The sequence below is a fragment of the Pelagerythrobacter aerophilus genome (genome assembly GCF_003581645.1).
GTDB classification, from domain to species: domain Bacteria; phylum Pseudomonadota; class Alphaproteobacteria; order Sphingomonadales; family Sphingomonadaceae; genus Pelagerythrobacter; species Pelagerythrobacter aerophilus.
In genome coordinates this window covers 17,385-32,566 of the sequence record NZ_QXFK01000019.1, presented here as the reverse complement: position 1 = coordinate 32,566, position 15,182 = coordinate 17,385, and the positions used below count along the sequence as shown (strand labels likewise).

General features: G+C 66.2%; 16 protein-coding genes. 13 read left to right on the top strand and 3 right to left on the bottom strand.

What is annotated here, in order from left to right:
- From infB to D2V04_RS13905, 11 genes are all read left to right on the top strand, one after another.
- Positions 1 to 2,541, top strand: coding sequence for a translation initiation factor IF-2 (gene infB / locus D2V04_RS13955; RefSeq protein ID WP_119514340.1), 2,541 nt, complete (start codon positions 1 to 3; stop codon positions 2,539 to 2,541).
- Between the two features lie 197 nt (positions 2,542 to 2,738).
- The gene (gene rbfA / locus D2V04_RS13950; protein ID WP_119514339.1) at positions 2,739 to 3,134 is read left to right on the top strand and encodes a 30S ribosome-binding factor RbfA; all 396 of its coding nucleotides are present in this window, start codon (positions 2,739 to 2,741) and stop codon (positions 3,132 to 3,134) included.
- Between the two features lie 135 nt (positions 3,135 to 3,269).
- Positions 3,270 to 4,199 (top strand): bifunctional helix-turn-helix transcriptional regulator/GNAT family N-acetyltransferase, encoded by a 930-nt coding sequence (locus D2V04_RS13945; RefSeq protein ID WP_119514338.1) that lies wholly within the window; start codon positions 3,270 to 3,272, stop codon positions 4,197 to 4,199.
- A 53-nt stretch (positions 4,200 to 4,252) separates the two neighbouring features.
- The gene (locus D2V04_RS13940) at positions 4,253 to 4,837 is read left to right on the top strand and encodes a thymidine kinase (RefSeq protein WP_119514337.1); all 585 of its coding nucleotides are present in this window, start codon (positions 4,253 to 4,255) and stop codon (positions 4,835 to 4,837) included.
- 63 nt (positions 4,838 to 4,900) lie between these two features.
- The gene (locus D2V04_RS13935; RefSeq protein WP_119514336.1) at positions 4,901 to 5,584 is read left to right on the top strand and encodes a site-2 protease family protein; all 684 of its coding nucleotides are present in this window, start codon (positions 4,901 to 4,903) and stop codon (positions 5,582 to 5,584) included.
- 67 nt (positions 5,585 to 5,651) lie between these two features.
- Positions 5,652 to 6,155 carry a DUF2239 family protein gene (locus tag D2V04_RS13930; RefSeq protein ID WP_119514878.1) on the top strand — a complete coding sequence of 168 codons (504 nt, stop codon included), beginning with the start codon at positions 5,652 to 5,654 and terminating at the stop codon, positions 6,153 to 6,155.
- Positions 6,152 to 7,144: a tRNA pseudouridine(55) synthase TruB gene (gene truB / locus D2V04_RS13925; RefSeq protein WP_119514335.1), complete on the top strand. Its 993-nt coding sequence runs from the start codon at positions 6,152 to 6,154 to the stop codon at positions 7,142 to 7,144. The genes D2V04_RS13930 and truB overlap by 4 nt, the downstream gene beginning before the upstream one ends.
- A 5-nt stretch (positions 7,145 to 7,149) precedes the next feature.
- Entirely contained in the window at positions 7,150 to 7,419 is a 270-nt protein-coding gene (gene rpsO / locus D2V04_RS13920; RefSeq protein ID WP_119514334.1) for a 30S ribosomal protein S15, read from the top strand.
- A gap of 214 nt (positions 7,420 to 7,633) precedes the next feature.
- Positions 7,634 to 9,922, top strand: a complete 2,289-nt coding sequence (gene pnp, locus D2V04_RS13915; protein WP_119514333.1) for a polyribonucleotide nucleotidyltransferase — start codon at positions 7,634 to 7,636, stop codon at positions 9,920 to 9,922.
- A gap of 196 nt (positions 9,923 to 10,118) precedes the next feature.
- Positions 10,119 to 11,180 (top strand): class I SAM-dependent methyltransferase, encoded by a 1,062-nt coding sequence (locus tag D2V04_RS13910; RefSeq protein WP_119514332.1) that lies wholly within the window; start codon positions 10,119 to 10,121, stop codon positions 11,178 to 11,180.
- Between the two features lie 88 nt (positions 11,181 to 11,268).
- Positions 11,269 to 11,952 (top strand): spermidine synthase family protein, encoded by a 684-nt coding sequence (locus D2V04_RS13905; RefSeq protein ID WP_119514877.1) that lies wholly within the window; start codon positions 11,269 to 11,271, stop codon positions 11,950 to 11,952.
- A gap of 4 nt (positions 11,953 to 11,956) precedes the next feature.
- Here the strand turns inward: D2V04_RS13905 and D2V04_RS13900 are convergent, their stop codons facing one another.
- Positions 11,957 to 12,481, bottom strand: a complete 525-nt coding sequence (locus tag D2V04_RS13900; RefSeq protein WP_119514331.1) for a DUF1993 domain-containing protein — start codon at positions 12,479 to 12,481, stop codon at positions 11,957 to 11,959.
- A 130-nt stretch (positions 12,482 to 12,611) separates the two neighbouring features.
- Between D2V04_RS13900 and D2V04_RS13895 the strand changes: the two genes are divergently transcribed.
- Entirely contained in the window at positions 12,612 to 13,148 is a 537-nt protein-coding gene (locus D2V04_RS13895; protein ID WP_119514330.1) for a metal-dependent hydrolase, read from the top strand.
- Here D2V04_RS13895 and D2V04_RS13890 read toward each other — a convergent pair.
- The gene (locus D2V04_RS13890; RefSeq protein ID WP_119514329.1) at positions 13,119 to 13,799 is read right to left on the bottom strand and encodes a GcrA family cell cycle regulator; all 681 of its coding nucleotides are present in this window, start codon (positions 13,797 to 13,799) and stop codon (positions 13,119 to 13,121) included. The genes D2V04_RS13895 and D2V04_RS13890 overlap by 30 nt on opposite strands.
- Before the next feature lie 74 nt (positions 13,800 to 13,873).
- Here D2V04_RS13890 and D2V04_RS13885 point away from each other — a divergent pair, with 74 nt between their 5' ends.
- Positions 13,874 to 14,776, top strand: coding sequence for an ABC transporter permease (locus tag D2V04_RS13885; RefSeq protein WP_119514328.1), 903 nt, complete (start codon positions 13,874 to 13,876; stop codon positions 14,774 to 14,776).
- A 14-nt stretch (positions 14,777 to 14,790) separates the two neighbouring features.
- Here the strand turns inward: D2V04_RS13885 and hspQ are convergent, their stop codons facing one another.
- Positions 14,791 to 15,171 (bottom strand): heat shock protein HspQ, encoded by a 381-nt coding sequence (gene hspQ, locus D2V04_RS13880; RefSeq protein ID WP_119514327.1) that lies wholly within the window; start codon positions 15,169 to 15,171, stop codon positions 14,791 to 14,793.
- Between the last annotated feature and the right edge of the window lie 11 nt (positions 15,172 to 15,182).

The following is a 15,182-nucleotide window of genomic DNA, read 5'->3' as shown; positions in this document are numbered from 1 at the left end:
ATGAGCGATAGTGACAACCAGCGCCCCCGCAAACCGCTCGGCCTGAAAAGGTCGGTGGATGCGGGCGAGGTCAAGCAGACCTTCAGCCACGGCCGCACCAACAAGGTGGCGGTCGAGGTGAAGCGCCGCCGCAAGCTCGTCAAGCCGGGCGAAGCGGCGCCGCCTCCGCCTCCTCCGCCGCCACCCCCTCCGCCGCCCCCGGCGCCGGAGCCGGCCGCGAAGAAGGCTGCGCCGAAAAAGGCGCCTCCGGGTGAGACCCCGCAGGAACGCGTCGCGCGCCTTCAGCGCGAGGCCGAGGAAGAGCGCCTGCGCCTCGCCGAAGAGGCACGCCGCCGCGACGATGCGGCCGCGCGTCAGGCGGCCGAGGACGAGAAGCGCCGCGCCGAGGAGAATCGCAAGGCGGCCGAGGAAGCGGAGAAGCGCGCGGCCGAGGAAGCCGCAGCGCCTGCCCCCGAGCCTGCTCCGGCCTCCGCCGAAGCGGAAGACGTGCCGGCTTCGGCCGAGACTCAGCCGTCATCCTCTCCGGAAGCCAAGGCTCCCGCGCCGCGCCGCTTCACTCCGGTCGCGCGCCCCGAGCCGAAGAAGCCGGAAAAGAAGAAGAAGGACGACAAGCGCGGCGGTGGCAGCGCTGCCACGGAGCGCGTCGACAAGCGCCGCTCGGGCAAGCTGACCGTCACCAAGGCGCTGAACGAGGACGAAGGGCGCCGTGCGCGTTCGCTCGCCGCGCTCAAGCGCGCGCGGGAGAAGGAGCGCCGGACGCAGGGCGGACCCTCGAGGCCACGCGAGAAGCAGGTGCGCGACGTCGTCGTGCCCGAGGCGATCACCGTGCAGGAACTCGCCAACCGCATGGCCGAGAAGGGCGCCGACTTGGTGAAGGCGCTGTTCAACATGGGCATGATGGTCACCGTCAACCAGACGATCGACCAGGACACCGCGGAGCTGCTGGTCGAGGAGTTCGGCCACAACATCAAGCGTGTCAGCGAGAGCGACGTCGACATCGACACGACCGTGGACGTCGATCCGGACGAGGCACTCCAGTCGCGCCCGGCGGTGGTCACGATCATGGGCCACGTCGACCACGGCAAGACCTCGCTGCTCGACGCGCTGCGCGGCACCAATGTCGTGAAGGGCGAAGCCGGCGGCATCACCCAGCACATCGGCAGCTATCAGGTGAAGACCAAGAGCGGCGACAGGATCACGTTCCTCGACACGCCGGGCCACGCCGCGTTCACCGAAATGCGCGCGCGCGGCGCCAATGTGACCGACATCGTCGTGCTGGTGGTTGCGGCCGACGACGGGATCATGCCGCAGACGATCGAGGCCATCAATCACACCAAGGCGGCGGGCGTGCCGATGATCGTCGCGATCAACAAGGTCGACAAGGAAGACGCGAATCCGCAGCGGATCCGCGAGCGCCTGCTCGAGCACGAGGTTGTCGTCGAAGAGATGTCGGGCGACGTGCAGGACGTGGAGATTTCCGCGCTCAAGAAGATCGGCCTCGACGATCTGCTCGAGAAGATCGCGCTCCAGGCGGAACTGCTCGAACTCAAGGCGAACCCCGACCGTGCGGCCGATGCGACCGTGATCGAGGCGCAGCTCGACAAGGGCCGCGGCCCGGTCGCGACCGTACTCGTCACGCGCGGTACGCTCCGGCGCGGCGACACTTTCGTGGTCGGCACCGAGAGCGGCCGCGTGCGCGCGCTGATCGACGATCAGGGCAAGCAGATCAAGGAAGCCGGCCCCTCGATGCCGGTCGAGGTCCTCGGCCTCGGCGGCGTGCCGATGGCGGGCGACCAGCTCACCGTGGTCGAGAACGAGCAGCGCGCCCGCGAGGTTGCGCAGTACCGCCAGGAGAAGGCGACCGAGAAGCGCACCGCGCTCGCCCCGACCAACTTCGACACGATGTTCAGCAATCTTCAGTCGAACGTCGTCGAATTCCCGGTGGTGGTGAAGGCGGACGTGCAGGGCAGTGTGGAGGCGATCAATTCGGCACTGCACAACCTCTCGAACGATCTCATCAAGGTCCGCGTGCTTCATGCGGGCGTGGGCGCGATCACCGAAAGCGACGTGCAGCTCGCCGCCGCCTCGAAGGCACCGATCCTCGGCTTCAACGTGCGCCCGAATGCCAAGGCGCGCCAGCTGGTCGAGCGCGAGAAGGTGCGGATGATGTACTACGACGTCATCTATCACCTGACCGAGGAGATCGCGAAGGAGATGGCGGGCGAGCTCGGCCCCGAACGGATCGAGCATGTCGTCGGCCGTGCCGAGGTCAAGCAGGTGTTCCCGGCGGGCAAGAAGGACAAGGCCGCCGGCCTCCTCGTGGTCGAAGGCGTCATCCGCAAGGGTCTCCATGCGCGTCTCACGCGCGAGGACGTCATCGTCAGCGCGACGACCATCGCCTCGCTGCGGCGCTTCAAGGACGACGTGGACGAAGTCCGCGCCGGCCTCGAGTGCGGCGTGGTGCTTAGCGACACGAACGACATCAAGCCGGGCGATCATCTCGAAGTGTTCGAGGTCGAGGAACGCGAACGGACGCTGTAGGATTTCGCCGAAAGTGACTTTCGGCGAGGAGGTGAGATGCCGAAGAGCCGGACGCGAAAGAGGAAGGTTTCCGAGCGTCCGGCTCGCAAGCGTTCGTGGTGGTCGCGCAACTGGCGCTCTGTGGATAGCGGCGTCACCTATGGCTGCCTGCCGGCGGTCGCATGCATTTTGGTATTTCCGCTTGTGATTATGCTCTGATGGCCCGCAATCAATCCACCCCCGAACAGCAGTCGGTCCGTGTCCTCAAGGTGGGGGAGCGGGTGCGGCATATCCTGTCGGAACTGCTCGCGCGCGGCGAGGTGCACGACGAGGTGCTGACCGCGCATTCGGTCAGCGTCACCGAAGTGCGGATGACGCCGGACCTGCGCAACGCCAATGCCTACGTGAAGCCGCTGCTGGGCGAGGATGAGGATGTGGTGCTCAAGGCGCTGCGCACCAATACCGCGTTCTTCCAGCGCGAAGTCGCCAAGCGTCTCGGCCTCAAGTTCGCGCCCAGGCTGCAGTTCAAGCCCGACGAGAGCTTCGACGAAGCCGAGCGGATCGAGCGATTGCTGAACGATCCCAAAGTCGCACGGGACCTGGGCGACACCTGACTCGCCGCGCGGACGGGTGGGCAAAGTTCCCGCTGCCCGCTCCGAAGGACCGATCACCAGCCTTCCACGTTTCGCTCCCCGTCTCTGCGGGAACCAATACTTGACATAGGCAACTAAATCCTGTGACGAGGAGGCATGGAACTCGGGAGCTCCCATTCGATCGATCCGATCGTGCCGCGCGTGCGGGCGTTCAACCGCGACTTCTCGCAACTGATGGGTCTGCTCGAGCCCCGCTACATGGGCAGTGACCTGTCGGTCGTGGAAGCGCGGGTTCTGTATGAAATCGTCCAGCGGGAGCCTGCTCTGGCGCGCGATATCGCTGCGGCGCTGCGGCTCGACCCAGGCTACCTCAGCCGCCTGGTCGCGCGCCTGCTCCGGCGTGGGTTCGTGGAGCGCGGGCGCGGGAAGGACGCGCGGGAGCGGCCGCTTTCGCTGACGCCCGAGGGGCGATCGGCATACGCGGAACTCGACCGGACGACGGCCGAGCAGACGGCGCGCATGATCGCGCCGCTCGGCGAGGACGGCGCGCGGCGCCTCGGCACGCTGCTGGGTGAGGCAAGCGCGCTGCTGTTCGGCGCGGCACCCGGCGAATGGTCGCTTCGCACGTTCCGCCCCGGCGATATGGGTCTGATCACCGCGCGGCAGTCGATCCTCTATCACGAAGGCTATGGCTGGGGGCGCGGCATGGAGGCGCTGATCGGGGAGATCACCGCCGCATTCCTGCGCGATTTCAAGCCGGAGCGTGAGCAGTGCTGGATCGCTGATCGCGACGGACGAATGCTCGGCTCGGTCTTTCTCGTCGAGGACGACGCGGAGATTGCGCGCCTCCGCCTGCTCTATGTCGAACCCGAGGCGCGCGGGATGGGCGTCGGGCAAGCGCTGGTGAAGCAGTGCACGGCGTTCGCGCGCGAGGCTGGGTACCGCCGGATCGTGCTCTGGACTCACGCCGTGCTCGAAAGCGCCCGGCGGATCTACGCAGCGGAAGGCTACCGGATCGTCGAGACGCACACCCATGACGATTTCGGCAAGCCGGAACTGAGCGAGAGCTGGCTGCTGGAACTGTGAGCAATCGCGGCGTCGCGATTGGCAGGCGCGTGCCGGATGCCTAGCCAGCGCAGATGGCCAAGCTCTATTTCTACTACGCCAGCATGAATGCGGGGAAATCGACCACATTGCTGCAGGCCGATTTCAACTACCGCGAGCGCGGCATGCACACGATGCTGTGGACCGCCGCGCTCGACGACCGGGGCGAGCATCAGGCGATCGAGAGCCGCATCGGCCTCGGTGCCGATGCGCAGCGCTACGATGCGGAGACCGACCTGTGGCAGCGGGTGACCGCGGCGCACAAGGCGGAACCGCTGGGCTGCGTGCTGGTCGACGAGGCGCAATTCCTGACTCGGGCGCAGGTCTGGCAATGCGCCCGGCTGGCGGACGAGGCCAATATCCCCGTGCTGTGCTATGGCCTGCGAACCGACTTTCAGGGCGAGTTGTTCCCCGGATCCGCGGTCCTGCTCGGGATCGCCGACGCGCTGATCGAGCTCAAGGCCGTGTGCCATTGCGGCCGCAAGGCGACGATGAACTTGCGGGTGGATGCGAGCGGCGCGGCGGTCAGGCATGGCGCTCAGACGGAGATCGGCGGCAATGACCGCTATGTCGCGCTGTGCCGCCGGCATTTCTCGGCGGCGCTCGGCTCTGCCCGCTGACGATACTCTTTTATCCGAAATGAGCAGGATGTTTTCCGGCTCGGGAGCGACTATCTACCCGCCATGACGGAAACCCTCATTCTAGCCGCGATCCTGATCCCCTGCCTGGTGATCGCGATCGTGTTCCACGAAGTCGCACATGGATGGACCGCCCTCGCGCTCGGCGATCCGACGGCGAAGGAGCAGCGGCGGCTGTCGCTCAATCCGATCCGCCATATCGATCCGATCGGCACGCTGATCGTGCCGGGCGCGCTCGCGCTGTTCGGCGGGCCGGTGTTCGGCTGGGCCAAGCCCGTGCCCGTGCGCAAGAACCGGCTCGACAATCCGCGCTATGGGATGATGGCGGTCGCGGCCGCCGGGCCGGGGAGCAATCTTCTCCTCGCGGGTGTGGGCGCGGTCGCGCTCGGGCTCGTCGCGACCACGCTGACGCTGCCGCCCAGCGGCGGGGTGGAATGGGTGCTGACGGGGCTCAACTACTTCATCGTCATCAACATCTTCCTCGCGCTGTTCAATCTCCTGCCGATCCCGCCGTTCGACGGCTCGCATATCGTGGAGGGGCTGCTGCCGCGGTCGATGGCGGCGCAATATGCGCGGCTGCAGCAAGTCGGGATGTTCCTGCTGATCGCGCTGATCGCGATCACCTGGGCTTTCCCGGGCAGCGGAATCATCGAGAATGTCGTCTGGCCGCCTGTCGAATGGTTGCGCGAGAAGTATCTCGCACTCGCGCTGTGGGTCGCCGGCGGTTAAATTCACCCGGATAAAATTGACGATTTCACCCGGGTGAATATATATGCCCTCCGAACGGAGGCTGAAGATGACGCTGACTGTGTTTCTCAAGGACGAGATCGTCGCGCGCGGGCCGGCTGAGGAGGTCGTGCCGACGATGCGCGCGCTGCAGCCGCTCGAGCGCAGCTCGGACCTGCTCGCATTCGACGATGAGACCGGGCGCCAGATCGATCTCGACCTGCGGGCCGAGGCGCAGCCCGCGCCGCGCCCGCGGGGGCGCCCGGCGCTCGGTGTCGAGGCGAAGGAAGTCACGCTGCTGCCGCGCCATTGGGAATGGCTGGCCAGGCAACGCGGCGGCGCCTCCGCGACCCTGCGCAAGCTGGTCGAGGATGCGCTGCGCAAGGGACGCGCGCCCAAGGACAATCACGATACGGCCTATCGCTTCCTCAACACGATGGCGGGGAACCTGCCGCACTTCGTGGACGCGGTGCGCGAGATATATGCCGGAAACAAGGTCGGCTACGACCACTTCAGCTACGAATGGCCGCCGGCAATCCGCGACCACGGACGGAGGCTCGCATTTCCCGAATGACGCAACTTCACGGCTGGCTCATCCTCGACAAGCCGCGCGGCCTCGGCTCGACCCAGGCGGTCGGCGCGGTCAAGCGCAACTTGCGCGAGGGCGGCTATGCCAAGACCAAGGTCGGGCATGGCGGCACGCTCGATCCGCTGGCGGAGGGCGTGCTGCCGATCGCGCTGGGCGAGGCGACCAAGCTCGCCGGGCGCATGCTCGACGCGAGCAAGGTCTATGAGTTCACAGTGCAGTTCGGCGAGGAGACCGACACCCTCGATACCGAAGGCGAGGTGATCGCACGGTCCGATCATCGGCCGCCGATCGCTGCGGTCGAGGCAATTCTGCCGCACTTCACTGGCGAGATCGAACAGATCCCGCCGTCCTATTCGGCGGTGAAAATCGATGGCAGGCGCGCCTATGATCGTGCGCGGGCGGGGGAGGACGTCGCGATGCAGGCGCGGCGGGTGACGGTGCACGACCTTCACGTTTTTCGCGAGCGAGAGGAGAAGGGCGAGAGGCTCGAGTCGGCATTTGCGACGGATGCCGGCCGGCTCGGTCCGTTCGACCCCACAGTGCCGCTCGAACTGGCCGACAGCATCACGCTCGTCGCCCACGTCAGCAAGGGTACGTACATCCGGAGCCTGGCAAGGGACATCGCGCGCGCACTTGGAGCGGTTGGTCACGTCACCTATCTCAGGCGCATCAAGGCCGGTCCCTTCGTGCAGGATCAGGCGATTTCGCTGGACACGCTCAACGAAATCGGTAAGGGCGCGCGCCTTGAAGACCATCTTCTGCCGCTCGAGGCTGGGCTGGACGGTATCCCGGCCCATCAACTCGATCCGGAAAGCGCGCAGGCGGTCCGACAGGGCCGGGTCCTTTCCGGAATGCCCCATCCCGACGGGCTCCTCCTTGCGAAAGCCGGCACTGTTCCGGTGGCGCTGATGGAAGTGACGGCGGGGACGGCGAAAGTCGTCAGGGGTTTCAACATCCCCGATACCGCGGAGTGAAGAGAATGTCGGTTACTGCCGAGAAGAAGCAGGAAATCATCAAGGACAATGCCCGCGCCAACAACGACACGGGCAGCCCGGAAGTCCAGGTCGCGATCCTCACGGAGCGTATTCGCAACCTGACCGAGCACTTCAAGGGCCACCACAAGGACAATCACTCGCGCCGCGGCCTGTTGACCATGGTCAACAAGCGCCGCAGCCTGCTCGCCTACCTCAAGAAGACGGATGTCGAGCGGTACAACAGCCTGATCCAGAAGCTGGGTCTGCGTAAGTAAGAGTTTAGCAAGGGCGGCTCGGTGAGCCGCCCTTTTCGCATCTGGAAGCATCGCGCCAAAACCGCCGATGTGACCAACCAGACAGGGTCGTCCTTCGCACTCCGGCGGAGGGGCCTTGGGGCAGGAAAAGGCCCCGCACCGGGCCGGGACGGTATCCCCCGGCATAGAGGCCCCGCCCTGCAATAGGGCACGGCGGGTTCACGAAGGAAAATCAATGTTCGACACGAAAACCGTATCGCTGGAGTGGGGCGGAAAGACCCTCACTCTGGAAACCGGGCGTATTGCCCGTCAGGCCGATGGCGCCGTGCTGGCGACCTATGGCGAGACCGTGGTGCTGTGCGCCGTCACCGCCGCCAAGTCGGTCAAGGAAGGGCAGGATTTCTTCCCGCTCACCGTCCACTACCAGGAAAAGTTCTCCGCCGCCGGGCGCATCCCGGGCGGCTTCTTCAAGCGCGAGGGCCGCGCGACCGAGAAGGAAACGCTCACCTCCCGTCTGATCGACCGCCCGGTGCGGCCGCTCTTCCCGGAAGGGTTCTACAACGAGATCAACGTTATCGCGCAGGTCCTCTCCTATGACGGCGAGACCGAGCCCGACATCCTTGCGATGATCGCGGCCAGCGCCGCGCTGACCATTTCCGGCGTGCCCTTCATGGGCCCGATCGGCGCCGCGCGCGTCGGCTTCGTCGACGGCGAATACGTGCTCAACCCGAGCCAGGACAAGGCGCTGGAAGACGGCCGCCTCGACCTCGTCGTCGCCGCGACCCAGAACGCGGTGATGATGGTCGAATCCGAAGCCAAGGAACTGACCGAGGAAGAGATGCTCGGCGCGGTGATGTTCGCGCACGAGGAATCGAAGAAGGTCATCGGCGCAATCATCGACCTGGCCGAACAGGCCGCGAAGGAGCCGTGGGAGCTTCCCGCTTCCGACGATCATTCGGAGATGAAGGCCGCGATCAAGGCGATGATCGGCGACGATATCGCCAAGGCCTACAAGATGACCAGCAAGGCCGACCGCCGCGACACGATCGATGCCGCGCGCGAGAAGGTGAAGGCGCACTACTCGTCCGACGAGTTCAACGGCCAGCAGCTGATGACCGCGATCAAGCTGACCAAGAAGCTCGAGGCGGAAATCGTGCGCGGTGCGATCCTCAAGGAAGGCACCCGCATCGACGGCCGCAAGGTCGATCAGGTCCGTCCGATCGAAGCGATGGTCGGCCTGCTGCCGCGCACGCACGGTTCGGCGCTGTTCACCCGCGGCGAGACCCAGGCGATCTGCACCACCACGCTCGGCACCAAGGACGCGGAGCAGATGATCGACGGGCTCGAGGGCCTGTCGTACAACCACTTCATGCTGCACTACAACTTCCCGCCCTACTCGGTCGGCGAAGTGGGCCGCTTCGGCTTCACCAGCCGCCGTGAGACCGGCCACGGCAAGCTCGCCTGGCGCGCGCTGCACCCGGTCCTGCCCAAGCATGAGGACTTCCCCTACACGATCCGCATCCTCAGCGACATCACCGAGTCCAACGGCTCGAGCTCGATGGCGACGGTCTGCGGCGGGTGCCTCTCGATGATGGACGCCGGCGTTCCGATCGAGCGCCCGGTCTCCGGCATCGCGATGGGCCTGATCCTCGAAGGCGAGGAGTTCACCGTGCTCAGCGACATCCTCGGCGACGAGGATCACCTCGGCGACATGGACTTCAAGGTCGCCGGCACCGAAGCGGGCATCACCTCGCTGCAGATGGACATCAAGGTCGCCGGCATCACGCAGGAGATCATGACCCAGGCCCTGGCGCAGGCCAAGGAAGGCCGCGCGCACATCCTGGGCGAGATGACCAAGGCACTCGGCTCGGCACGTACGGACGTGTCCAAGCACGCCCCGCGCATCGAGACCATGCAGATCGACAAGTCGAAGATCCGCGACGTCATCGGCACGGGCGGCAAGGTGATCCGCGAGATCGTCGCCGAAACCGGCGCCAAGGTGGACATCGACGACGAGGGCGTGATCAAGATCTCGTCCAGCGATCTCTCGCAGATCGAGGCGGCCAAGAAGTGGATCGCCGGGATCGTCGAGGAAGCGGAAGTCGGCAAGATCTACGACGGCAAGGTCGTCAACATCGTCGACTTCGGCGCATTCGTGAACTTCATGGGCGGCAAGGACGGTCTCGTCCACGTCAGCGAAATGAAGAACGAGCGCGTCGAGAAGCCGACCGACGTCGTGTCGGAAGGCCAGGAAGTGAAGGTCAAGGTCCTCGAGATCGACAACCGCGGCAAGGTCCGCCTGTCGATGCGCGTGGTCGACCAGGAAACCGGCGAGGAGCTGGAGGATACCCGTCCGCCGCGCGAACCTCGCGGTGACCGTGGCCCGCGGGGCGGCGGTGGCGGCGATCGTCGCGGCGGTGGCCGTGGCCCGCGCGGCGGGGGCGATCGCGGTCCACGTCGCGATCGCGGCGACCGGAACGAAGGTGGCGGCGAGAGCCATGTCCCCGACTTCCTGAAGGACTGATCGCTCACCGGGATCAACGACATGGGGCTGCGGTATTCCGTGGCCCCTTTTCGTTGGGGCGGGGGCGTCAGACTCCCCCGCCATCGGGCACTGTGATAATGCGGGTTCGCGCAGTGGCGGCGCTGCCGCCCGCCGCCAAGAAGAGACATACCAGCCGGGTCGCCGGGTCGCTTGTCCAGTAAATGGAGAGCGAGAAATGAGCGAGCAAATCGACATGGCCAAGGTCGAGGCGATGGCCGGCAAGGTGATCGGCGACGTCGCCGGCGCCATGAGTCTCTTTATGGCCTACCTCGGCGACAGGACCGGCATCTTCGACGCCCTCGACGGGGCAGGTCGCGTGACGGTCGCCGAACTGGCGCGCAAGACCGGGCTCAACGAGAAGTACCTGCATGAATGGCTCGGCTCGGTGAGTGCAGCGGGCTACGTCACCTTCCATCCCGACGACGAGACCTTCTCGCTGCCGCCCGAGCAGGCGCTCGTGTTCGCGCGCGAGGGTCAGCCCGCCTGCATGCAGGGCTTCATCCAGGCGATCGTATCGCAGTACGAGGAGTACGAGCAGTCGGTCGAAATCTTCCGGTCGGGCAAGGGCAAGCCGTGGGGCGAGCACACCCAATGCCTGTTCTGCGGCACCGACCGGTTCTTCCGACCCGGCTATCAGGCGAATCTGATCGATATCTGGATACCTTCGCTTGCGGGGGTGGAGGAGAAGCTGAAAGCGGGCGCCAGGGTGGCCGACATCGGTTGCGGTCACGGCTCCTCCACCGTGCTGATGGCGCAGGCCTTCCCCAACTCCACCATCTGCGGGATCGACTACCACGCACCCTCGATCGAGGAGGCGCGGCGCAAGGCGGAGGCTGCAGGGGTGACCAACATCGAATTCCAGGTCGCCACCGCGCAGGATTTCGCAGGTAACGACTTCGATTTCGCCTGCATCTTCGACGCCCTGCACGACATGGGGGACCCGGTGGGCGCCGCACGTCACATTCGCGAGACGTTGAAGAAGGACGGTACGTTCATGCTGGTCGAGCCGATGGCCGGCGACACGATGGCCGAGAACATGAACCCGCTGGGCCAGATCTTTTACGCCTTCTCCACCACGGTCTGCACACCGAACTCGCTGTCGCAGGACGTCGGGTTGGGGCTGGGCGCGCAGGCCGGCCAGAAGCGCCTGACGGAGGTGCTCGAGGAAGCCGGGTTTGCGAAGGTGCGCCGCGCGGCCGAGACGCCGACCAACATGGTGCTGGAGGTCACGGGCTGAACGAAGCGGGCTTTCTCGCAGCGCCGCCTGCGGTTAAGGGGGGCGGCGCTACCCGTGGTGGGCGGCCGCACCGCATCGGAGATTGCCCATCCTTCCTCGCGAAACCCTCGCCACCGCCCGCATCCCTAGAGGCGATACGCTGACGCTGGTCAGCCACGGCCGCGACTTCGTGATCATGCTCGGTCGCGACGAGCTGATGGGCACGCGGATGCGCTTTTCCGAAGAGCAACTTGCCGAACTGACGCTCGAGCAGCTCACGGCAAAGCGGCCGCGCGTGCTGATCGGCGGTTACGGCATGGGTTTCACCTTTCGCGCCGCGCTCGCGCACCTGCCGCAAGATGGCAGAGTGGTCGTGGCCGAAGTGGTACCCGAAATCCTCGAATGGGCGAAAGGGCCCTTGGCGGCGCTTACGGGCGACACGCTGTCCGACCCGCGCGGCGAGGTCGTGATCGCCGACGTCGCCGCCCTGATCGACGATGCGGTCGACGGCACGAGCGAGCGCTATGACGCGATCCTGCTCGATGTCGACAACGGCCCGGACGGCATCGTGCGCGACGGAAACGAGCGGCTCTACGGCCGCGGTGGGCTGGCCCGGGCGCACGATGCGCTCAATCCCAGCGGTGTGCTCGCGGTGTGGTCGGCGGCGCCCGACCCGCGCTTCACGCGGCGGCTGAAGGACGCCGGCTTCATGGTGGAGGAGCGCACCGTCCGCGCCCGCCCGAACAACAAGGGCCCGCGCCACACGATCTGGTTCGCCCGGCGGAGCGCGTGACGGGTCAGTCGCGCTTGATCCGCAGCTTCCCCATAAAGTCCCGCTTGCCGACGCTCACGCCCTTCATCCGCAGGATGTCGTAAGCGGTGGCGGCGTGGAAGTAGAAGTTGGGCTGGCTGAAGCTGAGCAGGAAATCTTCCACGGTGAAGTCCATCGTGAAATCGCGCATCTGGAAACGCATCGGCGCCCCTATCTTCGTCTCCAGGTCCGCTTCGGAGACCCCTTCGAGCGTCGCGATCGCATCGTCCAGCCGCGTGCGCAGCCCGGCGAAGTCGTAGGGAGGTTCCTGCAGGTGCGGTGAGAACAGGCCCGCCCCGACAGCTTCTATCGCGCCCGCCGTATGCACCGCGACGCTCTTCACCTGATAGGCGAAGGGAAGCATGTCGTCGTGGATGTGCGCGTAGACGATCTGCTCAGGATCGCAGCCTTCCTCGCTGCACCATTCCTCCGCACGGTCGATCAGATGATGCGTGGTGCCGAGCATCTGGAGCGCGCTTGGGACAAAGGCGGCGTGAAGCGAGAGCGGCATCGCAATTCCCCTGGTAACCCGGTTCGATTCTGCGACTTATATGCGGCCTATGTCGCGGCGGCCAGCATCGCGGCCATGCATCGGGCCGGCTGCGGTCGACTGCCTTCCGCCAAGAGGTTACCAGATCGCGATGCCGACGATTATCACCCATGCCGCCGTCCCCCTCGCGCTTGCCGCTGCGATGGGGCCCCGCAGGATTGTACTGCCGGTCGCGCTCGTCGGTGCAGCTCTCGCTGCCGTGCCCGACGCGGACGTCATCGGATTCAAGTTCGGAGTCGCCTACGCCGATGCCTGGGGGCATCGCGGAGCGTCGCACTCGCTCGCCCTTGCAGCCTTCACAGCGGCTTTCCTGGCCCTGTTCTGGCCAAGAGCGCGAACACTTCCAGCGGCGCTATTCCTGTTTGTCGCAATGGCCTCGCACGGAGTGCTGGACATGGCGACCGACGGCGGCCTGGGTGTCGGGCTGGCCTGGCCGTTCGAGACCGGACGCCATTTCCTCCCGGCGCGGCCGATCCGGGTTTCCCCGATCGGCGCGGAGTTCTTCAGCGCGCGCGGGGTCGAGACGCTGCTATCCGAACTCGTTTGGGTCTGGCTTCCCTGCGCCGTGCTGGCGCTTACCGGTCTGCGGCGACCAGTCCTAGCGGACGCGCGGGCCACCGAACGGTAGCGGGGGAGGGGGTCTGCGGGCACCGCGCGGAAGCTGTGCTTGATAGGCGCGCCCGCAATGCTCGACGCAATAGGGGAAGCCCGGGTTCACCGGCCCGCCGCAGAAGTGGAAGTCCGGCTCGCCCGGATGGCCCATCGGCCAGCGGCAGACCCGGTCGTTGAGATCGAGCAGGCTGGTCTTGTCCGCTATCTCCGGGCTCGGCTTGGCCGGAACGAGGCGGCGCGGCGGGGCCGGCGGGATCGGAGCCTGCTGATCTCCGGGGCCTTGGCGCAGGAAGCCGCCGGGGCCGACAGAAACGATTTTGGGCAGGTTGGAGCTCGGGTTCGGCAGCGGCTGCGCGGGCGCACCCGTTCCGGCGCTGGCCGGCGGGCGTGCGGGAGCAGCGGCCGGGGCGGGCTCGGGCGCCTTGGTCGCAGCCGGGCGCGGCGCGGGTTTCCGCGGTGCGGGAGCAGGGGCGGCCGCCTTCTTCTCCACCTTCTTCGGCTCGTTCGCCTTGACCGGCGACGGGCGCGACTTGAGGCCGAGGCGGTGCGCCTTGCCGATCACCGCGTTGCGGCTCACGCCGCCGAGTTCGTCGGCGATCTGGCTCGCAGTGGCGCCGCCTTCCCACATCTTTTTCAGCGTGGCGATCCGTTCGTCGGTCCAGCTCATTCGGTTTCCATTCGCAATAAAATCTATCGGGGTGCGGCTTGCCAGCGAAGGCGCAGAGCACTAGTCGCGCCACCATGGCCGATCAAGCCCGCACACCCGCCGGTTCGCCCCTCGATACAGGCTCGTTCCCCGTTGACGAAAATGCCGGCGACATGAGCCGGTTTCCGCCGCGCGGCGTGCCCGTGTTCGACGGGATCAACCGCATCGGTTTGTGGAGCCTCTATATGAAGGAGGTTCGGCGATTTCTCAAGGTGCAGACGCAGACTGTGTGGGCGCCGGCCGTCACCACGCTGCTGTTTCTGGTGATCTTCACGGTCGCGCTGGGCCGCTCGGGGCGCGAAGTGCTCGGCGTGCCGTTCGCTACCTTCGTCGCGCCCGGGCTGATCGTCATGGGCATGATGCAGAATGCCTTTGCCAATTCGAGTTTCACGCTGCTGGGCGGCAAGATCCAGGGCACGATCATCGACGTCCTGATGCCGCCGCTCTCCGAAGGCGAACTGATGGCGGGAATCGTCGGCGCCGCGGTGACGCGTGCGGTCATGGTCGGCGCCGCAGTTGCGCTGGCGATGGCGTTCTATCCGGGCGTCAGTCTGGCCATGGAGCATGTCTGGGCGGTTGTCTGGTTCGGCCTGATGGGCGCGGTGATGCTCTCGCTGATGGGCCTGCTGACCTCGATCTGGGCCGAGAAGTTCGACCACAACGCGGCGATCACCAACTTCGTCGTCGCCCCGCTCGCGCTGCTTTCGGGCACCTTCTACGTGATCCACAACCTCGCGCCGGTGTTCCAGTCGATCAGCCGCGCCAACCCGTTCTTCTACGTGATCTCGGGCTTCCGCTACGGCTTTCTGGGCCAGAGCGATATCGGCAATACCGATGCGGCACTGGTGAAGAGCGCGATCGGCCTCGGCCTGTTCAACCTCGCGCTGGCGTACGTCTGCTACCGCGTGCTGAAATCGGGCTGGAAGCTCAAGGACTGAGCCGGCGTCGGCGCTCAATGCGTCAGCGAACGGCGCATCCGATAGCGGCCATTGCGGAATTCCTCGAACAGTTCGGGCACGTTCGGGTGATCGACCGGCCCGCCGTCGGCGTCGGACAGCAGGTTCTGCTGGCTGACGTACGCGACGTAGGACGAATCCTCGTTCTCCGCGAGCAGGTGGTAGAACGGCTGGTCCCGGCGCGGACGCATGTCCTGCGGGATGGCCTCGTACCACTCCTCGCTGTTGGAGAAGACCGGGTCGATATCGAAGATGACCCCGCGGAAATCGAACATGCGGTGGCGCACCACGTCACCGATTCCGAACCGCGCGGTGGCATGACGCGGCATCTCGATGAAGCGACCCGCCTGGGCGGAGAAGAACTGCGAACGTTCCATTACAGCCGGAA

What these genes read in the sequence shown, in the direction of transcription:
- pnp (WP_119514333.1), top strand. Translation starts at nt 7,634, where the DNA reads ATGTTCGACACGAAAACCGTATCGCTGGAGTGGGGCGGAAAGACCCTC.
- D2V04_RS13890 (WP_119514329.1), bottom strand. Translation starts at nt 13,799, where the DNA reads ATGAGCTGGACCGACGAACGGATCGCCACGCTGAAAAAGATGTGGGAA.
- D2V04_RS13895 (WP_119514330.1), top strand. Translation starts at nt 12,612, where the DNA reads ATGCCGACGATTATCACCCATGCCGCCGTCCCCCTCGCGCTTGCCGCT.
- D2V04_RS13935 (WP_119514336.1), top strand. Translation starts at nt 4,901, where the DNA reads ATGACGGAAACCCTCATTCTAGCCGCGATCCTGATCCCCTGCCTGGTG.
- D2V04_RS13910 (WP_119514332.1), top strand. Translation starts at nt 10,119, where the DNA reads ATGAGCGAGCAAATCGACATGGCCAAGGTCGAGGCGATGGCCGGCAAG.
- D2V04_RS13900 (WP_119514331.1), bottom strand. Translation starts at nt 12,481, where the DNA reads ATGCCGCTCTCGCTTCACGCCGCCTTTGTCCCAAGCGCGCTCCAGATG.
- D2V04_RS13945 (WP_119514338.1), top strand. Translation starts at nt 3,270, where the DNA reads ATGGAACTCGGGAGCTCCCATTCGATCGATCCGATCGTGCCGCGCGTG.
- truB (WP_119514335.1), top strand. Translation starts at nt 6,152, where the DNA reads ATGACGCAACTTCACGGCTGGCTCATCCTCGACAAGCCGCGCGGCCTC.
- D2V04_RS13940 (WP_119514337.1), top strand. Translation starts at nt 4,253, where the DNA reads ATGGCCAAGCTCTATTTCTACTACGCCAGCATGAATGCGGGGAAATCG.
- D2V04_RS13930 (WP_119514878.1), top strand. Translation starts at nt 5,652, where the DNA reads ATGACGCTGACTGTGTTTCTCAAGGACGAGATCGTCGCGCGCGGGCCG.
- infB (WP_119514340.1), top strand. Translation starts at nt 1, where the DNA reads ATGAGCGATAGTGACAACCAGCGCCCCCGCAAACCGCTCGGCCTGAAA.
- D2V04_RS13885 (WP_119514328.1), top strand. Translation starts at nt 13,874, where the DNA reads ATGGCCGATCAAGCCCGCACACCCGCCGGTTCGCCCCTCGATACAGGC.
- rpsO (WP_119514334.1), top strand. Translation starts at nt 7,150, where the DNA reads ATGTCGGTTACTGCCGAGAAGAAGCAGGAAATCATCAAGGACAATGCC.
- hspQ (WP_119514327.1), bottom strand. Translation starts at nt 15,171, where the DNA reads ATGGAACGTTCGCAGTTCTTCTCCGCCCAGGCGGGTCGCTTCATCGAG.
- rbfA (WP_119514339.1), top strand. Translation starts at nt 2,739, where the DNA reads ATGGCCCGCAATCAATCCACCCCCGAACAGCAGTCGGTCCGTGTCCTC.